We start from the raw sequence: 19829 nt of genomic DNA on the forward strand, positions 1-19829 counted from the left end.
AAGATAAAACGGTTGCAGCGATTAGCTGCAACCGTTTTTGTTTAAGACTTGTTTTACTTTATTGGGGGATTCACCGCCATCGGTTTTCAAATGAATCCCAATTATACATGAAATACAGGGACTCAATAGGGACCCATTTGGGAACTGATAGGTAATTGTGTAGACCGAGTCTGCCAGGACAGTCGAGTCGTAACTATTTATTGAGCTGATAATATTCCCCTAGCTGTTGGTCAACATTGGTTGCTGTGACGTTCAAGTCGATCAGCTTACCCGTTTCCAATTGGATAATCATTCCGTGTATAGCGAGGTCATCCCGTTGTTTCCATGCATTCTGTACAATCGTCGTCTTGCAAAGATTAGAAACCTGTTCAATAACATTCAACTCAACAAAGCGATCTTCTCGTTTTTGTAGGTCGCTGATAGCATTGAGTTCTTGCGCATGGGTGCGATAAACATCTTTCAGATGCCGAAGCCAATTGTCTAAAAGACCATATTGTTTTTGCCCCATAGCGGCAGTTATCCCTCCACAACGATAATGGCCGGCGACAATAACGTGCTTCACCTTCAAAATATTAACAGCAAAATCGAGCACACTCAGCATGTTCATATCTGAATGGACGCAGAGATTGGCGACATTACGATGGACAAAAACATCCCCGGGCCGAGTGCCGGTGATTTGATTGGCGGGAACGCGACTGTCGGAACAACCGATCCAGAGGAGATCGGGATGTTGTCCTTTTGCCAGTTCTGTAAAAAGTCCGGTTTTATCTTCCTCTACTTCTTTGGACCAGGCCTGGTTACCCGCAATGATCTTATGAAAGCTCTTGGTTAAGGTTTCATTATCAAATTTTTTATCACACATTATATTAGTATTAAAAATTAGGGTCTAAATAAATGCAATATTACGAAATTGCCGGTTCCGATATTAAAGAAAATGCAATATACTTTTGTCAGTGACGACGACGAAGTTGATTGATGAATGGAAATGAACAATTTTATTACCTTTATTGGTGGATTATCGCTAAATTACTCCTAACCAAACTGCTCAAAATTGAAAGATAAGATTCAACACCTGAAGGATAAAAAGAAGGAGGCTTTACAAGGAGGTGGAACCGCACGGATTGATAGCCAGCATAAAAAGGGTAAGCTGACGGCACGTGAACGTTTGCAGCTATTACTGGACGAAGGCTCTTTTCAGGAAATAGGCATGTTGGTGAAGCATCGGAGTACCGACTTCGGCATGGAAAATGAAACCTATGCGGGAGATGGAGTGGTAACAGGATATGGCACAATTGGTGGCCGTACGGTATACGTCTTCTCTCAGGATTTTACTGTTTTCGGAGGTTCCCTTTCTGAGACTTACGCTGAAAAGATTTGTAAAATAATGGATCTGGCACTCCAAAATGGCGCACCCATTATCGGCCTTAATGACTCGGGCGGTGCACGCATCCAAGAGGGAGTGGTGTCACTCGGCGGATATGCTGATATTTTTTATAGAAATACCCTAGCCTCGGGAGTCATTCCTCAGATATCGGCCATTATGGGTCCGAGTGCGGGCGGCGCCGTGTATTCGCCGGCGATTACTGACTTTACAGTGATGGTTAAAAACACATCGTATATGTTTGTTACCGGCCCCAATGTGGTAAAAACGGTGACTCATGAATCCGTTACTGCAGAGGAGTTAGGAGGCGCTGAAACGCATGCCTCTAAATCAGGCGTTACGCATTTTGCATGTGAAAATGAGTTGGATGCCGTTGAGCATATTAAACGACTATTGAGCTATATGCCGCAGAACTGTGAAGATCTTGTCCCCTGTCTAGATTATCAGATTAAAAATGAACATCGGGAAGTATTGAATTCGGTTATCCCGGATAATGCTTCACAACCCTATGATATGCGACTGGTGATTGAAGAGCTTGCAGACCCCGATTCTTTTATGGAAGTACATAGGGATTTTGCAGAGAATATTGTTGTGGGTTTCGCAAGGCTGGCCGGTCGCAGTATCGGAATCGTAGCAAATCAACCCGCATCTTTAGCAGGTGTTCTTGACATTGATGCATCAGTAAAGGGTGCGCGCTTTGTCAGGTTCTGTGACTGCTTCAATATCCCGCTATTAGTACTGGAGGATGTACCGGGTTTCTTGCCCGGAACGGATCAGGAGTGGAACGGTATCATTACACATGGTGCAAAACTGTTGTTTGCTTTTAGTGAAGCTACAGTTCCCCGGATCACCGTGATCACGAGAAAAGCATATGGAGGGGCCTATTGTGTGATGAACAGTAAACATATAGGAGCTGATATGAACTTTGCATGGCCGTCTGCAGAGATTGCAGTTATGGGTGCGAAAGGTGCCGCTGAGATCATCTTTAAAAAGCAAATTTCATCAGCCGAAGATCCTGAAAAGGAATGGCTAAAGAAAGAGAAAGAGTATTCTGATAAATTTGCAAATCCATATCGGGCGGCAGAAAGGGGTTTTATTGATGAGGTAATTGAGCCAGCAGAAACTCGTGAAAAACTTATCTTTGCCTTTAAGATGCTTGAAAACAAAGCAGTAAAATTACCAAAGAAAAAACATGGGAATATTCCCTTATAATGTACGTTAATAATAAACATGAGTAAAAAGAAAGAACAAGCGAAGAAATTGAGCAATGAGAAATCATTAAGTTTTTTAGAACAGTATTTAAACAATCCTTCACCTACAGGTTTTGAATGGGATGGCCAACGGATATGGCTAGACTATTTAAACAAGTATGTTGATGATAGCTTCACGGACACCTATGGTTCGGCAGTGGGTGTGATTAATCCGGATGCGGCCTACAAAGTAGTCTTGGAAGCACATGCTGACGAAATCTCTTGGTTTGTGAACTATATTAATAGTGATGGCTTGATTTATGTAATTCGAAACGGTGGATCTGACCATCAAATTGCACCATCTAAACGTGTGAATATTCACACAGACCAAGGAATTCGGAAAGCGGTGTTCGGATGGCCGGCCATTCATACACGCAACGGAAAAGAAAAGGAGGATAACCCTACACAAAAGAACATTTTCTTGGACTGCGGCTGCACATCGAAAGAAGAGGTAGAAGCGCTGGGCATTCACGTCGGTTCTGTGATCACCTATGAGGATGAATTTATGGTATTGAACGATCGCTATTATGTAGGCAGAGCTTTAGATAACCGGATCGGCGGATTTATGATTGCAGAAGTGGCGAGACTGTTAAAGGAAAATAAGAAGAAATTGCCTTTTGGATTATATATTGTTAATTCAGTGCAAGAGGAAATAGGACTGAAAGGGGCTGAAATGATTGCTGAACGTATTCAACCGGATGTGGCAATTGTTACGGATGTAACGCATGATACACAGACGCCTATGATTGAGAAAAACGTGCAAGGCGATCTTGCCTGTGGGAAAGGTCCGGTAGTCTCTTATGCACCGGCTGTGCAGATTAATCTGAATCGGCTGATCGTGGAGACGGCGCAGAAGAAGAATATACCCTTCCAAAGACAAGCTTCATCTAGAACGACAGGAACGGATACGGATGCATTTGCCTATTCGAACCAAGGAGTAGCATCAGCACTGATTTCCTTGCCTCTACGCTATATGCACACGACAGTAGAGATGGCACATATTGAGGATGTTGATAATGCTATCCGTTTGCTATATGAAACTGTATTGGCCTTAGAAGCAGAAAAAGACTATCGCTCATTTGCTAAATAATATTTTAATCGGAACCACTCATGGAAAATAAAGCATTGTTTATAGAAAAGATAAAAGAATCTTACAATCCAAAGGGTGAATTTATTTACTTGGGCTCCGGTATTCTCGAGCAAGAGATCATAGCACCTGCACAAGTCAACCTGGCCCTGAAGATGATGAATAGACATGGGCTAATCGCTGGGGCAACTGGAACTGGGAAAACACGCACGCTACAATTAATAGCTGAACAGCTGTCGGATGCGGGTGTACCAGTATTCATGTTGGATGTTAAAGGGGATTTGTCAGGTTTGGCAGAGGCTGGAGAAAGCAATCCGGCTCTTGTGGAACGCGGGAAAATGCTGGAGCGACCTTTCGTGCCGCAAAGCTTCCCGATAGAATTGTTTTCGCTAAGTGGAAAAAATGGAATCCCGCTACGGATCAAAATCAGCGATTTTGGCCCCGTTATGCTGGCAAGGGTTCTTGACCTGAATGATACACAAACGGGTGTATTGACGGCTATTTTTAAGTATGCCGATGATCATCAGATTGCGCTGATTAACTTTGACGATCTAAAGGCTTTATTGAATTTTTTATCACAAGGTGAAGGTGCTATGGAAATAGCGCAGGATTATGGAAAAATCAGTAGCAGTACATCGGGAACCATCCTTCGAAAAATTGTATCGGTGGAGCAGCAAGGGCTTTCCGATGTCTTCGGCGAACCAGAATTTGACATCAATGATCTGTTTCGAAAAATAGATGACAAAGGGATAATCAGCCTGCTGAACATTTCAGATGTGCAAAACCAACCGGTTTTGTTCTCTACTTTCCTTTTGAGTTTATTGAACCAGCTTTTTAAGAATTTACCAGAGGTAGGCAATCCGGATAAACCGAAGCTTATCTTCTTCTTTGATGAGGCTCATCTTCTTTTTAAAAATGCATCAAAGGTGTTTCTTTCACGTGTTGATCAGATTATCCGGTTGATTCGTTCAAAGGGTGTAGGCGTGTTTTTCTGTACGCAAGCGCCTACAGATATCCCAGAGAATGTGCTGGGGCAGTTAGGGAACAGAGTACAACATGCTTTAAGGGCCTTTACGCCTAATGATGCTGAAAATCTGCGCAAAACGGTTAAAACATATCCAAACTCCGATTTTTATAAAATAGATGAGATATTAACACAGCTAGGGACAGGGCAGGCGCTGATTACCGTACTGAATGATAAAGGGATACCGACTGAAGTTGTGGCAACACATCTGATCCCTCCTAGAGCGGTGATGGGACCGTTGAACACCAGTGACTATGATAAGATCATCGCTTCATCTGACCTGTTCCAGAAATACGGCCAGTCGACTGACAGTCACAGTGCTGCTGAAGTAATTGAAGAAAGAAGGAGAGAACTAGAGGCAGAAGCAGAAAAACTCAAGAGCAAAAAAGTTAGTAAAACCCGGAAACGAAGTAACCGACAGACACCGGTAGAAGCTGCGGGAAAGACGCTGATACGTACGCTTGCTGCAGGGGCTGGCAGAATCATATTAACAGCGCTTACAAGCTTTCTAAAAGGTAAAAGAAAACGATAAAAAAAAGGCAAAACGAAAACGATAAAATTAAAACACAAATCAATAATTATTTTAAAATGAAAAAACCAACTCTTTTAATCTTGGCAGCAGGAATGGCAAGTCGTTATGGCAGCATGAAGCAAATCGACGCTTTTGGACCCAATGGAGAAACGATAATTGATTATTCTATATACGATGCGATACGAGCTGGGTTCGGCAAGGTAACGTTCATTATAAAAAAAGAATTCGAGGATAACTTCAGATCTATTTATGACCCGAAGCTGAAAGGAAAAATTGAGACGGAATATGTCTTCCAAGATTTTGACTTGACAAAATATGGTATTGACCGTGAAGTGGAACGAGCAAAACCTTGGGGAACTGCACACGCTGTTTTATCAGCTAAAGACACAATTAAGGAGCCTTTTTGCGTAATCAACGCAGACGATTTTTACGGCTATGATTCGTTTAAAAAAATGGCAGATTTCCTAATAAATGATGCAACAGATAGTGAGTTTGCTCTAATGGGCTTTCAAATCGATAAAACTCTATCTGAACATGGCTCGGTGTCTCGCGGAGTCTGTCAGGTAGATGACAAAGGCAATATGACTGAGATAATAGAAAGAACAAAGGTTTATTTCAAAGACATTGAGGGAGAAAAGAAAATCGTGTTTGAAGAAGATGGAAAAGAGACTGCCCTCCCTTCTGATGCACGCGTATCAATGAATTTCTGGGGTTTCACACCAGCCGTTTTTGATATATCCGTAGAATTGTTTAAAGACTTTATCGAAAAGAATCATACGAACCCTAAATCGGAATTTTTCATCCCATTGGTTGCCGACCATTTGATCCAGAATGATAAAGCTACCTTCAAGGTAATTCCTACTGCGGAAAAGTGGTTCGGTGTTACATATAAGGAGGACAAGCCGATTGTACAGGAAAATATTTCAAAACTAATTGAGAATGGCACCTACCCTGAGCACTTGTGGGGGTAAGTGTATAACCACCAAGCGTGGAAAAATAATAGTGATTATTAGTTAGTTACTTTCCAATAAAAAATGCCCCAAAAATAAACATTCTTGGGGCATTGCATTTATTGAATATCCGTTGTGACTTATTTCTTTTCGTCGTCTTTCACTTCTTCAAAGTCCACATCGGTTACGTCATCGCCATTCTGTGTTTCACCTTCTGAGGGCTGATCTTGTGCTTCTCCTGAAGGCTGACCTTGCGCATACATATCACCTGCTGCTTGGTTCCAGGCATTTTGAAGTGATTCTTGGGCTGCATCCATTGCTGTAAAGTCACGTGCAGCATGCGCTTCTTTCAACTTAGCAAGACCGTCCTCGATTGTAGCCTTTTTATCAGCAGGAATTTTCTCACCATATTCTTTCAACTGGCTCTCGGTCGAGAATATTAGCGCATCTGCTGCATTAATTTTATCAGCTTCTTCTTTCGCTTTTTTATCTTGATCTGCATTCGCTTCAGCCTCTTCTTTCATCTTTTGAATTTCCTCATCACTAAGTCCAGAGGATGCTTCGATACGAATCTTCTGTTCTTTGCCCGTAGCCTTGTCTTTTGCAGATACATTTAAGATACCGTTTGCATCAATATCGAATGTCACTTCAATTTGAGGCACTCCACGTGGAGCTGGTGGTATTCCATCTAAATGGAATCTTCCGATAGTCCGGTTCTGGTTAGCCATTGGGCGCTCACCTTGCAAGATATGGATCTCAACTGACGGCTGATTATCTGACGCCGTTGAGAATGTTTCTGATTTTCTACTTGGGATAGTCGTGTTAGCTTCAATCAACTTGGTCATTACCCCACCCATTGTTTCGATACCCAATGAAAGCGGTGTAACGTCTAGTAGAAGAACATCTTTAACCTCACCAGTTAATACTCCTCCTTGAATAGCTGCTCCTAATGCGACTACTTCGTCTGGATTAACACCTTTCGACGGTTCTTTACCAAAGAATGCCTTAACTGCTTCCTGAATAGCAGGAATACGTGTTGATCCACCAACTAGAATAATTTCGTCAATTTCCGACTTGTCCAAACCAGCATTTTTCAATGCGGAACGACAAGGTTCTATTGTGCGCTTAATCAAACTGTCTGCTAACTGTTCAAACTTGGCACGGGTCAGGCTCCGAACTAAGTGTTTCGGGCCGGTTTGATCAGCTGTTATATAAGGTAAGTTAATCTCCGTAGTAGATGTACTTGAAAGCTCTACTTTCGCTTTTTCGGCAGCTTCTTTCAAACGTTGAAGGGCCATTGCGTCTTTCGACAAGTCAAAGCCATTATTGTCAGTCTTGAACTCTTGTACTAACCAATCAATGATAACCTGATCAAAGTCGTCACCACCCAAGTGCACATCCCCGTCAGTAGATTTAACTTCAAAAACCCCATCTCCTAGCTCCAGGATCGAAACGTCGTGCGTACCGCCACCGCAGTCAAAGACGGCGATCTTCATATCCTTGTCAGCTTTGTCTAGACCGTAAGCCAGCGCAGCCGCAGTTGGCTCGTTAATGATTCTCTTAACTGTCAAGCCAGCAATTTCACCTGCTTCTTTGGTAGCTTGACGCTGAGAGTCATTAAAGTATGCTGGTACAGTAATAACAGCCTCTGATACCTCTTGTCCAAGGAAATCTTCTGCAGTTTTCTTCATTTTTTGTAGAATCATGGCAGATATCTCCTGAGGCGTATACTTCCTGTCATCTATCACTACGCGAGGCGTATTATTGTCACCTTTCACTACCTCATATGGCACGCGAGCAATTTCTTTTGATACTTCATCGAATGTCTCGCCAATGAACCTTTTAATTGATGATATGGTCTTCGTAGGATTCGTTATAGCCTGACGTTTAGCAGGGTCTCCTACTTTTCTTTCTCCGTTTTCGACGAAAGCAACAATAGAAGGCGTAGTGCGTTTTCCTTCGTTATTCGAAATCACCACTGGTTCATTACCTTCCATTACTGCAACACAGGAATTCGTTGTTCCTAAGTCGATTCCAATAATTTTTGACATATTTCCTTTTTTTGAGTTTAATTTGATATTACTATAATGCCTCATCAAACCTTATACCAAGGGAATCGCAGAATTAAAATTCCAACAAGCGAATGACAAATTGACACACACTCTTCACTTACCTTCGTTAGTCAATCTGATACAGTGTTTAAAAATGCTATACGAACTCTACACATACGGAGCACTCTTGAACTTACGGGCATATGAATTTAACTAATGTCTTTGGTGCACATCACAGCTCTACCGCAAAAACACAACTCTAGTAAGGATATAAAAAAAGGTTGACCACTTCTAGTGATCAACCTTTCTACAATAATATGTAATGTATCTTAAGCTTCTTCTTTACCGCCCTTAAGTTCGTCCTGTAACTTTTCAAGTTCTTCGAACTTACCTTCACTTGCGAGTTCAGCTTGTTGAGGCCATGTATCAGGAGTAGCCGTGTTAAACTGATCGCCTGCATTTGTAAGAACCTCTTTTAACTCTTCAGGAGTTTTAGCCGCCAATTCTTTAAATGTACTGATTCCAGCGTTTGTAAACACTTCAGCGATTTTCGGTCCAACACCTTCAATTTTAGTCAAGTCGTCCGCTTTTACTTCTTCTTTAGGTGCCTTTTCTTTTGGTTCTTCCACCGCTACATCGTCTTTCTTAGCACTGCTAGCTTTCTTCTTAGCTCCACCACGACGTCTTGTAGCTTTCTTTTCAGGCTTCGCTTCTGCAGTATTATAGACTTCGTTATAGTCTACCAGTTCGATTATAGCCATCTCTGCGTTATCGCCTATACGATTAGCCATCTTAATGATACGAGTATATCCACCAGGACGATTTGCTACCTTCTCGGAAATCTCACGGAACAGTATTGTTACCGCGTCTTTATCCTTGAGGTACGAAAATACCGTACGGCGAGAATGAGTTGAATCTGTTTTAGATTTCGTAATTAGCGGCTCAACATATTTGCGTAAAGCTTTTGCTTTGGCTAAAGTAGTAGTGATTCGCTTATGTTTAACAAGCGATGTAGCCATATTTGATAACATTGCCTTACGGTGGCTGTCAGTACGACTTAAGTGATTGATTTTTTTTCCGTGTCTCATTTGTTTAGTTTTTTGTGCATACCGTCTCCTTTGTTCTATGGAGGGAATTATGCAACAGGTCTGCTATCGATAGATATCGACCTAATTATTCCTCATCTAATTTATACTTACTAAGATTCATTCCGAAAGACAAACCTTTCGATTTTACCAATTCTTGGATTTCCGTTAGGGACTTTTTACCGAAATTTCTAAACTTCAACATGTCTGCTACATCGTAGGAAATCAATTCCGCTAACGTACGAATATCTGCGGCTTTCAAGCAGTTTAATGCCCGAACAGACAAGTCAAGATCCACAAGTTCAGTTTTTAAAACTTTACGCATATGCAAAATTTCTTCATCCACTTCTTTAGTTTCTTCTTTCGTTTGTGATTCTAAAAGAATATTCTCGTCAGAGAATAACATGAAGTGGTGAATTAAAATCTTAGCAGCCTCTTTTAACGCATCTTCTGGATGAATAGAACCATCAGTAGATATATCTAAGAGAAGCTTTTCGTAGTCAGTTTTTTGCTCGACACGAAAGTTCTCAATAGTATATTTAACATTAATGATTGGTGTAAAAATTGAATCAATAGCAATAACACCTAACGCTGAATCGACTACTTTATTTTCTTCCGCACTAACATAACCTCTACCTTTGTTTACTGTAATCTCGATCTCCAATGGAATAGTGCTATCCAAGTTACATATTACTAAATCGGGATTAAGAACAGTAAAGTTAGATGAAAACTTGGTTATCTCTCCTGCTTTGAACTGATCTTGACCGTTAATGACGATAAAGATCTTTTCAGTATCACCCATCTCACCTGTCTTCTTGAAACGCACTTGCTTCAAGTTTAAGATAATTTCCGTAACATCCTCCACTACACCTTTAATGGTCGAGAATTCATGCGATACCCCTGAAAACCGAGTTGAAGTAATTGCATAACCTTCTAATGAAGAAAGTAAAATACGACGCAAAGCATTACCAATGGTGACACCAAAACCCGGTTCTAATGGACGAAATTCAAACTGACCATCAAAATCAGTCGCTTTTTGCATAATAACTTTGTCCGGTTTCTGAAATGCTAAAATTGCCATTTATTTCAATTTAAAATTGTTGAATTTATATTTTAGTGAAAGACCACATATTAAAAATATAATCTTCCACTAAAAGGTTTATTTAGAGTACAACTCAACGATTAAGTTTTCCTTAATATTTTCAGGAATCTCGTCGCGGTTCGGATAGTTCAAGAACTTCCCAGCTAACTCATTTCCGTCCCATTCTAACCAAGAGAATTTGTTGATTTGTTTACCTGCTACAGAATTTGTGATTGCTTCCAGAGATTTTGAACGTTCTCTTACAGCCACAGTATCACCAGGTCTAAGGCTATATGATGGAATATTAACCAACTCACCATTCACAGTGATATGCTTATGTCCAACCAATTGCCGTGCAGCGGCACGCGTAGGGGCTATCCCTAAACGGTACACCGTATTGTCTAAACGCGCTTCAAGCAATTTAAACAACTCCTCACCAGTAATCCCTTCTTTCGCTGAAGCTTTCACGAATAGATTAGCAAATTGACGCTCTAAAATACCATAGGTATATTTAGCTTTTTGCTTCTCCATCAACTGAATCGCGTATTCAGATTGTTTTCCCCGTCTTCTACCATTTCCGTGTTGACCCGGTGGGTAATTTTTTCTATCTAATACTTTATCAGGACCAAAAATAGGTTCCCTGAATCTGCGAGCGATTTTGGACTTTGGTCCGATATATCTAGCCATATTGTTATTATTTAAAGTATCCCCCTCTCTATCTATATGGGAGAATCTTAGCTTTAAAATGAATTAATTAAACTCTTCTTCTTTTTGGAGGACGGCAACCATTATGTGGAAGAGGAGTGATATCACGTATTGATGTAACTTCAATTCCTGCAGTCTGCAATGTGCGTATCGCCGACTCGCGTCCTGACCCTGGTCCTTTAACAAATACGTCAACCTTTCTCAGTCCTAAATCGTAAGCAACTTTAGCACAGTCAGCAGCTGCTTGACCAGCCGCATATGGCGTATTCTTCTTAGAACCACGGAAACCCATCTTACCTGAAGAAGACCAAGATATTGGTTGTCCTTGATTGTTAGTTAAAGTGACAATGATATTATTAAATGTTGCGCTTATGTGAGCCTGACCTACGGGCTCAATCACAACAAGACGCTTTTTGGTTATTTTTTTATTTTTAGCCATTATTAAATCTTGTCAATTATTATTTAGTAGCTTTTTTCTTGTTCGCAACTGTCTTACGTCTTCCTTTACGGGTACGGGAATTATTTTTAGTGCGTTGACCACGAACTGGTAATCCCTTACGATGACGAAGACCACGATAGCATCCAATATCCATCAATCGCTTGATATTCAATTGAACTTCAGAACGCAACGCGCCTTCAACCTTAATCTCGTCATTAATAAGCGTACGTATTGTCGCTAGTTGATCATCAGTCCATTCTTGAACTTTTACGTCAAAACTTATGCCTGCATCGGTCAAAATACGTTGTGCTGTTGAACGACCGATACCATAAATGTAAGTAAGACCGATTTCTCCTCGTTTGTTTTTGGGTAAATCTATACCTGCTATCCTTGCCATATATTATTTTAATATTTTATCCCTGTCTCTGTTTAAATCTAGGGTTCTTTTTATTGATTACATACAATTTGCCATTGCGACGAATGATCTTGCAATCGGCACTACGTTTTTTTATGGATGCTCTAACTTTCATCTTTAATATTATTATTATAAAACAGGTCCTATGAGGCACCTAATGTGTACTATTATTTGTATCGATAGGTAATTCGGCCTTTAGTTAAATCATAAGGAGACATTTCCAACTTCACTCGGTCACCCGGTAAAATCTTAATATAGTGCATTCTCATCTTACCAGAAATGTGGGCAATTATCTCATGCCCATTCTCCAGTTCAACTCGGAACATAGCATTGGATAATGCTTCCCTAATGACTCCGTCTTGTTCAATTGAGGCTTGTTTAGCCATATATTATATAAATTATCGTTTAATGCCTGATACTAACAGGGTTGCAAAAATACAAATAAAAAAAACTAATAACAATCTTTTTTATCTAAAATATCTTCGATATATGAGAAGGTGGTTAAAACCTCTGGTTTACCTTTTGCTATAGCAACGGTATGTTCAAAATGTGCTGAAGGTAACCCATCTATTGTACTCACAGTCCAACCATCTTCCCAAAATTTGACACCTGCTTTTCCCAAATTAACCATCGGTTCTATTGCAATCACCATCCCGTCGACCAACTTTACACCGTTTCCTCTACGTCCGTAATTAGGTATTTCGGGCTTTTCATGCAGATTGACTCCTACTCCGTGTCCTACTAATTCCCTTACAATTCCGTATCCGTACTTCTCAATATAAGATTGAATACTGTATGATATATCACCAACTCGCTTCCCAGTTGTCGCTTGATCAATCCCAGCGTATAATGCTTCCTTTGTTATTTTTAAAAGATCTCTGACCTCAGGTTTGACTTCGCCTACTGCAAAAGTATATGCAGAGTCACTAATATATCCATTCAACACAATACCTCCATCAACGGATATAATATCACCATCCTTTAGCTCATACTTTCCGGGAAAACCGTGAACAACCTGATCGTTCACAGATATACATAAAGAATAAGGAAACCCATTGTAATTCAAAAACGCAGGCTCACCACCATTATCACGAATAAATTCGCGAGCCATCGAATCTAGATCAATTGTCCGTACGCCTGGCTTAATAAGCTTGGCTAATTCGCCGAGTGTTCTAGATAAAAGATCACAACTTTGGCGAATTAAAGCTATTTGTTCTGCGGATTTAAGAATGAGTTTCGACATACCTAAATGGGCGAATTAGCAGCACTTGGCATAGATGTTCGACCTTTAACTCGACCCGTTTTCATCAATCCATCATAATGACGCATCAATAGATGACTTTCAATCTGCTGCAATGTATCTAGCACAACACCCACTAAAATCAGTAAAGAAGTTCCTCCATAAAAATGAGCAAACTGACTGTTAACACCAAGCTTAGTTGCAATTGCCGGGAATATCGCTATGATTGCCAAAAAGATAGCTCCTGGAAATGTTATTTTGGATAGAACTCCATCTATAAAACCTGTAGTTGCAATACCAGGTTTGATTCCAGGTATAAAACCACCATTTTTCTTCATATCTTCTGCCATTTGTTGAGGATTGACCATAATTGCTGTATAGAAAAATGTAAAGGCAATAATCAAAATAGCAAAAGTTATGTTGTAAGCAACAGATGTGTAGTCACTTAAAGATGTAATTAACGATGATTGCATATCAGGGAAAAACTGAGGAAGCGTCATCGGCACGAACATTATTGCTTGCGCGAAAATAATAGGCATTACACCAGACGTATTTACCTTCAAAGGAATATATTGCCTTACCCCACCATATTGTTTGTTTCCCACTATTCTCTTTGCATATTGAACAGGGATCTTACGAACCCCTTGGACGATCAAAATAGTAAATAGCACAACCCCAAACAAGGCGACCATTTCTAAAATCAAAGCAATTAGTCCGCCATTACCACCCAACCTCGAAGCTCCTTCTTGCATCAATCCACCTGGTAATTGAGCAATAATACCCACCATGATAATTAGAGAAATACCGTTTCCAATACCCTTGTCTGTAATCTTCTCTCCAAGCCACATCACAAACATGGTTCCTGATGTTAATATAATTGTAGATAAGATTGTAAACAGTGGCTCGGACATCATGATTGCGTCGGGACTGATTTGTGAACGTATATAAGCTACTGACTGAAGAAGCGTGATAACCAGTGTCAGGTATCTCGTAATTTGCGTCATTTTTTTAGTACCGCTCTCTCCTTCTTTCTGCAGCTTTTGAAAATAGGGTACCGCAATGCCTAATAATTGCACCACGATAGATGCAGAAATATAGGGCATTACACCTAATGCGAAAATTGCCGAACGAGAAAAAGACCCACCCGCAAACATGTTTAACAAACCTAATAGACCTTCCTTAGCTTCTTGATCAAGAGCCGCAGGATTAACTCCAGGCAATACAATATGCGAACCAATACGGTAAATCAAAAGAAAAAGAAGCGTATTCAGAATACGCGTCCTTAAATCTTCAATTTTCCAAATATTCGTTAATGTTGAAATCAGCTTCTTCATTTATTATAATTTAACGACCGACCCACCAGCAACTTCAATCGCTTTTTGAGCAGAAGCAGAAAAGGCATGTGCTTTAACTTCCAACTTTGATGAAACTTCTCCACGGCCTAATACCTTTACCAACTCATTTTTCGAAACTAGGCCATGCTCCTTCAAAACGTCGAAATCTATGGTAGTCAAACTAAACTTCTCTGCTAATGCCTGAATTACGTCAAGGTTAACAGCGGAATATTCAACGCGATTGACATTTTTAAAGCCAAACTTTGGAACTCGACGCTGTAATGGCATTTGTCCACCTTCAAACCCAATTTTGACACTGTATCCTGAACGAGATTGTGCTCCTTTATGTCCTCTAGTAGAAGTACCTCCACGACCTGATCCAGTACCACGTCCAATACGCTTTTTTGTTTTTGTAGAACCTGCCGCAGGTTTTAAGTTACTTAAATTCATTGTAATAACTTCAATTATTTATGCCTTCGCTCTCACTTTACAGGCATAAGATTAACATTAAATTATAGAAATAATCTATAATATTATAAACTCTCTAAAGCAACAAGATGATTAACTTTTCGAATCATCCCTATAATCGATGGTGTAGCCTCTACCTCAACTGAATGGTTAATTTTCTTTAACCCTAAAGCTTGCATAGTTCTTTTTTGGCGTTCACTTCTATCGATAACGCTTTTTATTTGTGTGATTTTAATTTTCGCCATGATGAATGATTATCCGTTAAATACTTTACTCAATTCAACTCCTCGTTGCTGAGCTACCGTATAAGCATCGCGCATATTAACCAACGCATCAATAGTAGCTTTTACCACATTATGAGGGTTGGATGACCCTGTTGACTTTGCTAATACGTCTGTGATTCCGGCACTTTCAAGAACCGCACGCATCGCGCCACCTGCAAGAACACCAGTACCACTAACTGCGGGCTTAATCAAAACACGGCCACCTGAATATTTACCTTTCTGGCTATGCGGAACAGTACCTCTGATAATTGGAACCTTAATTAAGTTTTTCTTAGCATCATCAATACCTTTCGCGATAGCTTCTGTAACTTCTTTAGCTTTTCCTAAGCCGTAACCAACAACACCGTTCTCATCCCCAACTATTACGATTGCCGAAAAACTAAATGTACGTCCACCTTTGGTTACTTTTGCAACTCGTTGAATGCTAACTAAGCGATCTTTTAATTCGATATCGCTTGATTTAACTCTTTTTATATTATTTGTTGACATCTCTTTTAATTTAAAATTTCAAGCCACCTTCGCGAGCACCATCTGCTAAAGATTTTACTCGACCGTGATACAAATATCCGTTACGGTCAAAAACCACATCATTTACTCCGGCCGCGATAGCTCTTTCGGCAATCATCTTGCCTACGACTTTTGATTGTTCTATTTTGTTGCCCGTTCCATCGAAATCTTTGGATAAAGAAGATGCTGAAACAATTGTTCTACCGTTAACATCATCAATAACCTGTGCATAGATGCCTTTATTACTTCTAAATACAGACAGACGAGGACGCTCGGTCGATCCCGATAAACGTTTTCTAATTCCTCTCTTGATTCGCTCTCTGCGAGATATTTTTTTTCCTGCCATGATGATTATTTTTTAGCTGCTGATTTACCTGCTTTTCTTCTTAACTCTTCACCAACAAACTTGATACCTTTTCCTTTGTAAGGTTCCGGCGCACGAAGCTCACGGATTTTAGCAGCTACTTGTCCGATAAGTTGTTTGTCGATTGATTCTAATGTGATCGTTGGATTTTTACCTTTTTCCGTAACCGTCGTAACTTTTACTTCCTTCGGTAAAACAAACACGATATGGTGAGAATAACCCAATACTAAATCTAAAGTATTACCTTGATTAGTAGCACGATAACCAACACCCACCAACTCTTGAGTCGTTTTAAACCCTTCAGTAACTCCAATTACCATATTGGCAATTAAAGATCTGTATAATCCGTGAAGTGATTTATGTTGTTTTTGTTCAGTTGATCTCTTAACTAGTAATTCGCCATCTTCTTGGGAGATAGTTATCGCTGGATCAACCTGTTGATTCAATTCGCCTTTAGGTCCTTTAACAGTAACAAGGTTTTTATCTGAAACAATTATTGTTACACCACTTGGGATGGCGATTGGTGATTTTCCTATTCTTGACATTGCGTTTCCTCCTGATTAATATACATAACATAAAACCTCACCACCAATATTTTGAACGCGAGCTTCTTTATCTGTCATTACACCCTTTGAGGTCGACAGGATAGCTATACCCAAACCGTTCAAAACACGTGGAATATTATCTACACCTGCATATTTTCTTAAACCAGGTTTACTCACACGGGTAAGCGTGCGAATAGCAGGAACTTTCGTAATCGGATGATACTTCAACGCAATCTTAATTGTGCCTTGCGCTGACTCATCTTCGAACTTATAGTTTGTAATGTAACCTTTGTCAAAAAGAACTTTAGTGATTTCCTTTTTTAGGTTTGATGCAGGAATTTCTACAACCCTATGGTTGGCCTTCATGGCATTCCTTACTCGAGTAAGATAGTCCGCAATTGGATCTGTATTCATTGTTGTTAATTTATGATAGTGGTTTCTATAATTGACTCAGACCTACTATCGGTTAAAAATATTTTCTTATTGCTATTACCAGCTCGCTTTCTTTACGCCCGGTATTTTACCAGCCAAAGCCATTTCACGAAATGCAACCCGTGAAATACCAAACTGACGCATATACCCTTTAGGGCGACCAGTTAGTTTACAACGATTGTGCAAACGAACAGGAGAAGCGTTTTTTGGAAGCTTATCTAAAGCCTCATAATCGCCAGCAGCTTTTAGTGTTGCACGCTTCTCAGCATATTTAGCTACCAACTTGGCGCGTTTTACGCCTCTTGCTTTAATTCCTTCTTTAGCCATTTGTGTTTGTATTTTGATTTTTAAATGGTAATCCGAATTGTTTCAATAACTCCAATGCTTCCACGTCATTTTGCGCTGAAGTTACAAACGTAATATCCATACCTGTAATTTTATTAATCTTATCTATATTAATTTCAGGGAAGATAATTTGCTCACTAATACCTAAGGTATAATTTCCATGACCGTCGAACCCTTTATCATTAATACCTCTAAAATCACGAATACGCGGCAATGCTACCGAAACTAATCGATCTAAAAATTCATACATTTTAACGTCACGAAGTGTTACGCGGACGCCAACGGGCATTCCTTTTCTTAACTTAAAGTTAGAAACGTCCTTTTTTGACTTTGCAGCAACTGCCTGCTGACCTGTAATAGTGGTTATCTCGTTGATTGCATTTTCAATCAACTTCTTATCAGTAGTAGCGCCACCAACCCCTTGATTAATCGAAATCTTCTGCAGTTTTGGAACCTGCATTACACTTTTGTACTGGAATTTATCCTTCAGTGCCGTACGGATTTCTTCGTTATATTTGCTTTTTAAGCGTGGTACGTAACTCATTATTTAATTTCCTCCCCTGATTTTTTTGCTATACGAACTAGCTTATTATCACTATTTAATTTACGACCAATTCGCGTAGGTTTCCCAGATTTAGGATCTACATAAGCTACATTCGAAATATGGATTGAAGCTTCTTTTTTTATAATTCCACCATTTGGGTTCGTTGCATTTGGTTTTGTATGTTTAGAAACAATGTTAGCGCCTTCGACTATGACACGACTAGACTTAACACTTACTTCTAAAACTTTACCTTGAATTCCTTTGGAATTACCAGCAATAATTTGAACTAAATCACCCTTACGGATTTTTAGCTTTGGTTGTTTCGTTTGTATATTTCCCATTTTATAAAACCTCCGGTGCTAATGAAATAATTTTCATGAACTGCTTTTCACGTAATTCTCTCGCTACAGGGCCAAAGATACGAGTTCCGCGGGGTTCATTTTGATTGTTTAACAATACAGCCGCATTATCATCAAAGCGAATGTAAGAACCATCTTTACGACGAATCTCTTTTTTCGTTCTTACAACAACAGCTTTGGACACAGAGCCCTTTTTTATATTACCGGAAGGAATAGCACTTTTAACGCTTACAACAATTTTATCGCCAATAGACGCATAACGCTTACCGGTGCCTCCTAATACACGAATTACCAAAACTTCTTTGGCTCCGCTATTGTCAGCAACATTTAATCTTGATTCTTGTTGTACCATGTTACTTAGCCTTTTCTAAAATTTCTACTAATCTCCAGTTCTTTGTTTTACTCAAAGGACGTGTTTCCATAATTAATACCTTATCGCCGATACCGCAGGTATTAGACTCATCATGAGCTTTGAATTTTGTAGTCGTTTTAACGAACTTACCGTACATTGGGTGCTTTACTTTACGTACCACAGCCACAACGATGGACTTGTTCATTTTGTCACTTACTACTAATCCAATTCTTGTTTTTCTTAATTTTCTTTCCATTTGGATTTCTAAAATTATTGTTCCTCAGTGGCTGTTTCTTTCACCTCTGCTACATCTGCAGCGTTACGGTTAGTTAATTCCGTTTGTAAACGAGCTATTGTTTTACGTGCAAACTTAATCCTGTTAGGATTTTCAATTGCAGAAACAGCATGAGCAAATTTCAATTTACTGAGAGTAGCTTTCTCTTCAGCGATCTGAGCTATAATCTCTTCAGTTGTCAGATTTAAAATTTCTGAATTTTTCATTTTTTATTTTTCTTAGTCCTAGCAAGAAACTTTGTTTAGATACGATTCGGTTGGTAACGGCAACTAAATCAACAAAGGTTCGCACTAATATTTTATGCCTCTACGTAATCTCTACGAATAACAAATTTAGTTTGAACAGGAAGTTTCTGCGCAGCAAGACGTAAAGCTTCTTTAGCTACTTCTAGAGGAACTCCTTCAGCTTCGAATAACATCCGACCCGGCCTTACAACGGCAACCCAATATTCAGGAGCACCTTTACCTTTACCCATCCGTACCTCAGCTGGTTTCTTAGTAACCGGCTTGTCTGGAAATATGCGGATCCAAACTTGACCTTCACGTTTCATGAAACGCGTAACTGCAATACGTGCTGCCTCTATTTGACGGCTTGTAATCCAAGCCGGCTCTAAAGACTTAATGCCAAACGATCCGAAAGCTAACTCGGCTCCACGGCCTGCATTACCTTTCATACGTCCCTTCTGCATTTTTCTGAACTTCGTTCTTTTTGGCTGTAACATGTTCGTATTATTTAATCCCGATTAAACGGAAAATATTAT

Annotated in this window: 28 protein-coding genes; 4 read left to right on the forward strand and 24 right to left on the reverse strand. The window is 39.8% G+C overall.

From position 1 onward, the window contains the following. Positions 1-193 precede the first annotated feature (193 nt). The gene (locus tag WKR92_RS04380; RefSeq protein WP_375556612.1) at positions 194-862 is read right to left on the reverse strand and encodes a carbonic anhydrase; all 669 of its coding nucleotides are present in this window, start codon (positions 860-862) and stop codon (positions 194-196) included. A 189-nt stretch (positions 863-1051) separates the two neighbouring features. On the opposite strand from WKR92_RS04380, the gene WKR92_RS04385 reads away from it, so the two are divergent. From WKR92_RS04385 to WKR92_RS04400, 4 genes are read left to right on the forward strand one after another with little or no spacing between them, the layout of a single operon-like run. Continuing rightward, entirely contained in the window at positions 1052-2593 is a 1542-nt protein-coding gene (locus tag WKR92_RS04385) for an acyl-CoA carboxylase subunit beta (RefSeq protein WP_375556613.1), read from the forward strand. An 18-nt stretch (positions 2594-2611) separates the two neighbouring features. Continuing rightward, on the forward strand, positions 2612-3721 hold the full coding sequence (locus WKR92_RS04390) for a M42 family metallopeptidase (RefSeq protein WP_375556614.1): 1110 nt from the start codon (positions 2612-2614) through the stop codon (positions 3719-3721). Between the two features lie 20 nt (positions 3722-3741). Further along, positions 3742-5274: a helicase HerA-like domain-containing protein gene (locus WKR92_RS04395; protein WP_375556615.1), complete on the forward strand. Its 1533-nt coding sequence runs from the start codon at positions 3742-3744 to the stop codon at positions 5272-5274. Positions 5275-5330: 56 nt separating this feature from the next. Continuing rightward, positions 5331-6245 carry a nucleotidyltransferase family protein gene (locus tag WKR92_RS04400; protein ID WP_375556616.1) on the forward strand — a complete coding sequence of 305 codons (915 nt, stop codon included), beginning with the start codon at positions 5331-5333 and terminating at the stop codon, positions 6243-6245. Positions 6246-6364: 119 nt separating this feature from the next. Here the strand turns inward: WKR92_RS04400 and dnaK are convergent, their stop codons facing one another. The 23 genes from dnaK to rplP form a co-directional block, all read right to left on the reverse strand. Next, entirely contained in the window at positions 6365-8275 is a 1911-nt protein-coding gene (dnaK, locus tag WKR92_RS04405; protein ID WP_375556617.1) for a molecular chaperone DnaK, read from the reverse strand. Positions 8276-8604: 329 nt separating this feature from the next. Next, positions 8605-9363 (reverse strand): 50S ribosomal protein L17, encoded by a 759-nt coding sequence (rplQ, locus tag WKR92_RS04410; RefSeq protein WP_375556618.1) that lies wholly within the window; start codon positions 9361-9363, stop codon positions 8605-8607. Positions 9364-9448: 85 nt separating this feature from the next. Continuing rightward, on the reverse strand, positions 9449-10441 hold the full coding sequence (locus WKR92_RS04415) for a DNA-directed RNA polymerase subunit alpha (RefSeq protein WP_375556619.1): 993 nt from the start codon (positions 10439-10441) through the stop codon (positions 9449-9451). Between the two features lie 78 nt (positions 10442-10519). Beyond that, positions 10520-11128, reverse strand: a complete 609-nt coding sequence (gene rpsD, locus WKR92_RS04420; RefSeq protein WP_375556620.1) for a 30S ribosomal protein S4 — start codon at positions 11126-11128, stop codon at positions 10520-10522. A 67-nt stretch (positions 11129-11195) separates the two neighbouring features. Next, entirely contained in the window at positions 11196-11585 is a 390-nt protein-coding gene (gene rpsK / locus WKR92_RS04425; RefSeq protein ID WP_375556621.1) for a 30S ribosomal protein S11, read from the reverse strand. A gap of 19 nt (positions 11586-11604) precedes the next feature. Continuing rightward, positions 11605-11982, reverse strand: a complete 378-nt coding sequence (gene rpsM, locus WKR92_RS04430) for a 30S ribosomal protein S13 (protein WP_375556622.1) — start codon at positions 11980-11982, stop codon at positions 11605-11607. Positions 11983-11998: 16 nt separating this feature from the next. Continuing rightward, positions 11999-12115 (reverse strand): type B 50S ribosomal protein L36, encoded by a 117-nt coding sequence (gene ykgO, locus WKR92_RS04435; protein WP_132224472.1) that lies wholly within the window; start codon positions 12113-12115, stop codon positions 11999-12001. Between the two features lie 52 nt (positions 12116-12167). Beyond that, positions 12168-12386, reverse strand: coding sequence for a translation initiation factor IF-1 (gene infA, locus WKR92_RS04440; RefSeq protein WP_375556623.1), 219 nt, complete (start codon positions 12384-12386; stop codon positions 12168-12170). A 65-nt stretch (positions 12387-12451) separates the two neighbouring features. After that, entirely contained in the window at positions 12452-13243 is a 792-nt protein-coding gene (gene map / locus WKR92_RS04445; protein ID WP_375556624.1) for a type I methionyl aminopeptidase, read from the reverse strand. Between the two features lie 2 nt (positions 13244-13245). Continuing rightward, a complete protein-coding gene (gene secY, locus WKR92_RS04450; protein ID WP_375556625.1) occupies positions 13246-14574 on the reverse strand; it encodes a preprotein translocase subunit SecY in 1329 nt (442 codons plus the stop codon). A gap of 3 nt (positions 14575-14577) precedes the next feature. Beyond that, positions 14578-15024, reverse strand: coding sequence for a 50S ribosomal protein L15 (rplO, locus tag WKR92_RS04455; RefSeq protein WP_375556626.1), 447 nt, complete (start codon positions 15022-15024; stop codon positions 14578-14580). Positions 15025-15107: 83 nt separating this feature from the next. Beyond that, positions 15108-15287: a 50S ribosomal protein L30 gene (gene rpmD, locus WKR92_RS04460; RefSeq protein WP_375556627.1), complete on the reverse strand. Its 180-nt coding sequence runs from the start codon at positions 15285-15287 to the stop codon at positions 15108-15110. 9 nt (positions 15288-15296) lie between these two features. After that, positions 15297-15815, reverse strand: coding sequence for a 30S ribosomal protein S5 (rpsE, locus tag WKR92_RS04465; RefSeq protein ID WP_375556628.1), 519 nt, complete (start codon positions 15813-15815; stop codon positions 15297-15299). A 10-nt stretch (positions 15816-15825) separates the two neighbouring features. Continuing rightward, positions 15826-16179, reverse strand: coding sequence for a 50S ribosomal protein L18 (rplR, locus tag WKR92_RS04470; protein ID WP_446014091.1), 354 nt, complete (start codon positions 16177-16179; stop codon positions 15826-15828). Between the two features lie 5 nt (positions 16180-16184). After that, positions 16185-16742: a 50S ribosomal protein L6 gene (rplF, locus tag WKR92_RS04475; RefSeq protein WP_375556629.1), complete on the reverse strand. Its 558-nt coding sequence runs from the start codon at positions 16740-16742 to the stop codon at positions 16185-16187. A gap of 15 nt (positions 16743-16757) precedes the next feature. After that, the gene (gene rpsH, locus WKR92_RS04480; protein ID WP_375556630.1) at positions 16758-17156 is read right to left on the reverse strand and encodes a 30S ribosomal protein S8; all 399 of its coding nucleotides are present in this window, start codon (positions 17154-17156) and stop codon (positions 16758-16760) included. 75 nt (positions 17157-17231) lie between these two features. Next, on the reverse strand, positions 17232-17501 hold the full coding sequence (rpsN, locus tag WKR92_RS04485) for a 30S ribosomal protein S14 (RefSeq protein ID WP_118193207.1): 270 nt from the start codon (positions 17499-17501) through the stop codon (positions 17232-17234). Further along, positions 17494-18063 (reverse strand): 50S ribosomal protein L5, encoded by a 570-nt coding sequence (gene rplE, locus WKR92_RS04490; protein ID WP_375556631.1) that lies wholly within the window; start codon positions 18061-18063, stop codon positions 17494-17496. The genes rpsN and rplE overlap by 8 nt, the downstream gene beginning before the upstream one ends. Continuing rightward, positions 18063-18404: a 50S ribosomal protein L24 gene (gene rplX / locus WKR92_RS04495; RefSeq protein WP_375556632.1), complete on the reverse strand. Its 342-nt coding sequence runs from the start codon at positions 18402-18404 to the stop codon at positions 18063-18065. The genes rplE and rplX overlap by 1 nt, the downstream gene beginning before the upstream one ends. 1 nt (position 18405) lies before the next feature. Continuing rightward, positions 18406-18774, reverse strand: coding sequence for a 50S ribosomal protein L14 (rplN, locus tag WKR92_RS04500; protein WP_375556633.1), 369 nt, complete (start codon positions 18772-18774; stop codon positions 18406-18408). A gap of 1 nt (position 18775) precedes the next feature. After that, positions 18776-19030: a 30S ribosomal protein S17 gene (gene rpsQ, locus WKR92_RS04505; RefSeq protein ID WP_375556634.1), complete on the reverse strand. Its 255-nt coding sequence runs from the start codon at positions 19028-19030 to the stop codon at positions 18776-18778. Between the two features lie 14 nt (positions 19031-19044). Beyond that, a complete protein-coding gene (gene rpmC, locus WKR92_RS04510; protein ID WP_375556635.1) occupies positions 19045-19275 on the reverse strand; it encodes a 50S ribosomal protein L29 in 231 nt (76 codons plus the stop codon). Positions 19276-19367: 92 nt separating this feature from the next. Further along, positions 19368-19790, reverse strand: a complete 423-nt coding sequence (gene rplP, locus WKR92_RS04515; protein WP_375556636.1) for a 50S ribosomal protein L16 — start codon at positions 19788-19790, stop codon at positions 19368-19370. Positions 19791-19829: the final 39 nt, after the last annotated feature.

The organism is Albibacterium profundi (genome assembly GCF_042159835.1).
GTDB lineage: Bacteria > Bacteroidota > Bacteroidia > Sphingobacteriales > Sphingobacteriaceae > Albibacterium > Albibacterium profundi.

Bases quoted from the DNA above. Each gene is read 5' to 3' on its own strand.
- WKR92_RS04380 (WP_375556612.1), bottom strand. From the start codon at position 862: ATGTGTGATAAAAAATTTGATAATGAAACCTTAACCAAGAGCTTTCAT.
- WKR92_RS04390 (WP_375556614.1), top strand. From the start codon at position 2,612: ATGAGTAAAAAGAAAGAACAAGCGAAGAAATTGAGCAATGAGAAATCA.
- WKR92_RS04395 (WP_375556615.1), top strand. From the start codon at position 3,742: ATGGAAAATAAAGCATTGTTTATAGAAAAGATAAAAGAATCTTACAAT.
- WKR92_RS04400 (WP_375556616.1), top strand. From the start codon at position 5,331: ATGAAAAAACCAACTCTTTTAATCTTGGCAGCAGGAATGGCAAGTCGT.
- dnaK (WP_375556617.1), bottom strand. From the start codon at position 8,275: ATGTCAAAAATTATTGGAATCGACTTAGGAACAACGAATTCCTGTGTT.
- rplQ (WP_375556618.1), bottom strand. From the start codon at position 9,363: ATGAGACACGGAAAAAAAATCAATCACTTAAGTCGTACTGACAGCCAC.
- WKR92_RS04415 (WP_375556619.1), bottom strand. From the start codon at position 10,441: ATGGCAATTTTAGCATTTCAGAAACCGGACAAAGTTATTATGCAAAAA.
- rpsD (WP_375556620.1), bottom strand. From the start codon at position 11,128: ATGGCTAGATATATCGGACCAAAGTCCAAAATCGCTCGCAGATTCAGG.
- rpsK (WP_375556621.1), bottom strand. From the start codon at position 11,585: ATGGCTAAAAATAAAAAAATAACCAAAAAGCGTCTTGTTGTGATTGAG.
- rpsM (WP_375556622.1), bottom strand. From the start codon at position 11,982: ATGGCAAGGATAGCAGGTATAGATTTACCCAAAAACAAACGAGGAGAA.
- ykgO (WP_132224472.1), bottom strand. From the start codon at position 12,115: ATGAAAGTTAGAGCATCCATAAAAAAACGTAGTGCCGATTGCAAGATC.
- infA (WP_375556623.1), bottom strand. From the start codon at position 12,386: ATGGCTAAACAAGCCTCAATTGAACAAGACGGAGTCATTAGGGAAGCA.
- map (WP_375556624.1), bottom strand. From the start codon at position 13,243: ATGTCGAAACTCATTCTTAAATCCGCAGAACAAATAGCTTTAATTCGC.
- secY (WP_375556625.1), bottom strand. From the start codon at position 14,574: ATGAAGAAGCTGATTTCAACATTAACGAATATTTGGAAAATTGAAGAT.
- rplO (WP_375556626.1), bottom strand. From the start codon at position 15,024: ATGAATTTAAGTAACTTAAAACCTGCGGCAGGTTCTACAAAAACAAAA.
- rpmD (WP_375556627.1), bottom strand. From the start codon at position 15,287: ATGGCGAAAATTAAAATCACACAAATAAAAAGCGTTATCGATAGAAGT.
- rpsE (WP_375556628.1), bottom strand. From the start codon at position 15,815: ATGTCAACAAATAATATAAAAAGAGTTAAATCAAGCGATATCGAATTA.
- rplR (WP_446014091.1), bottom strand. From the start codon at position 16,179: ATGGCAGGAAAAAAAATATCTCGCAGAGAGCGAATCAAGAGAGGAATT.
- rplF (WP_375556629.1), bottom strand. From the start codon at position 16,742: ATGTCAAGAATAGGAAAATCACCAATCGCCATCCCAAGTGGTGTAACA.
- rpsH (WP_375556630.1), bottom strand. From the start codon at position 17,156: ATGAATACAGATCCAATTGCGGACTATCTTACTCGAGTAAGGAATGCC.
- rpsN (WP_118193207.1), bottom strand. From the start codon at position 17,501: ATGGCTAAAGAAGGAATTAAAGCAAGAGGCGTAAAACGCGCCAAGTTG.
- rplE (WP_375556631.1), bottom strand. From the start codon at position 18,063: ATGAGTTACGTACCACGCTTAAAAAGCAAATATAACGAAGAAATCCGT.
- rplX (WP_375556632.1), bottom strand. From the start codon at position 18,404: ATGGGAAATATACAAACGAAACAACCAAAGCTAAAAATCCGTAAGGGT.
- rplN (WP_375556633.1), bottom strand. From the start codon at position 18,774: ATGGTACAACAAGAATCAAGATTAAATGTTGCTGACAATAGCGGAGCC.
- rpsQ (WP_375556634.1), bottom strand. From the start codon at position 19,030: ATGGAAAGAAAATTAAGAAAAACAAGAATTGGATTAGTAGTAAGTGAC.
- rpmC (WP_375556635.1), bottom strand. From the start codon at position 19,275: ATGAAAAATTCAGAAATTTTAAATCTGACAACTGAAGAGATTATAGCT.
- rplP (WP_375556636.1), bottom strand. From the start codon at position 19,790: ATGTTACAGCCAAAAAGAACGAAGTTCAGAAAAATGCAGAAGGGACGT.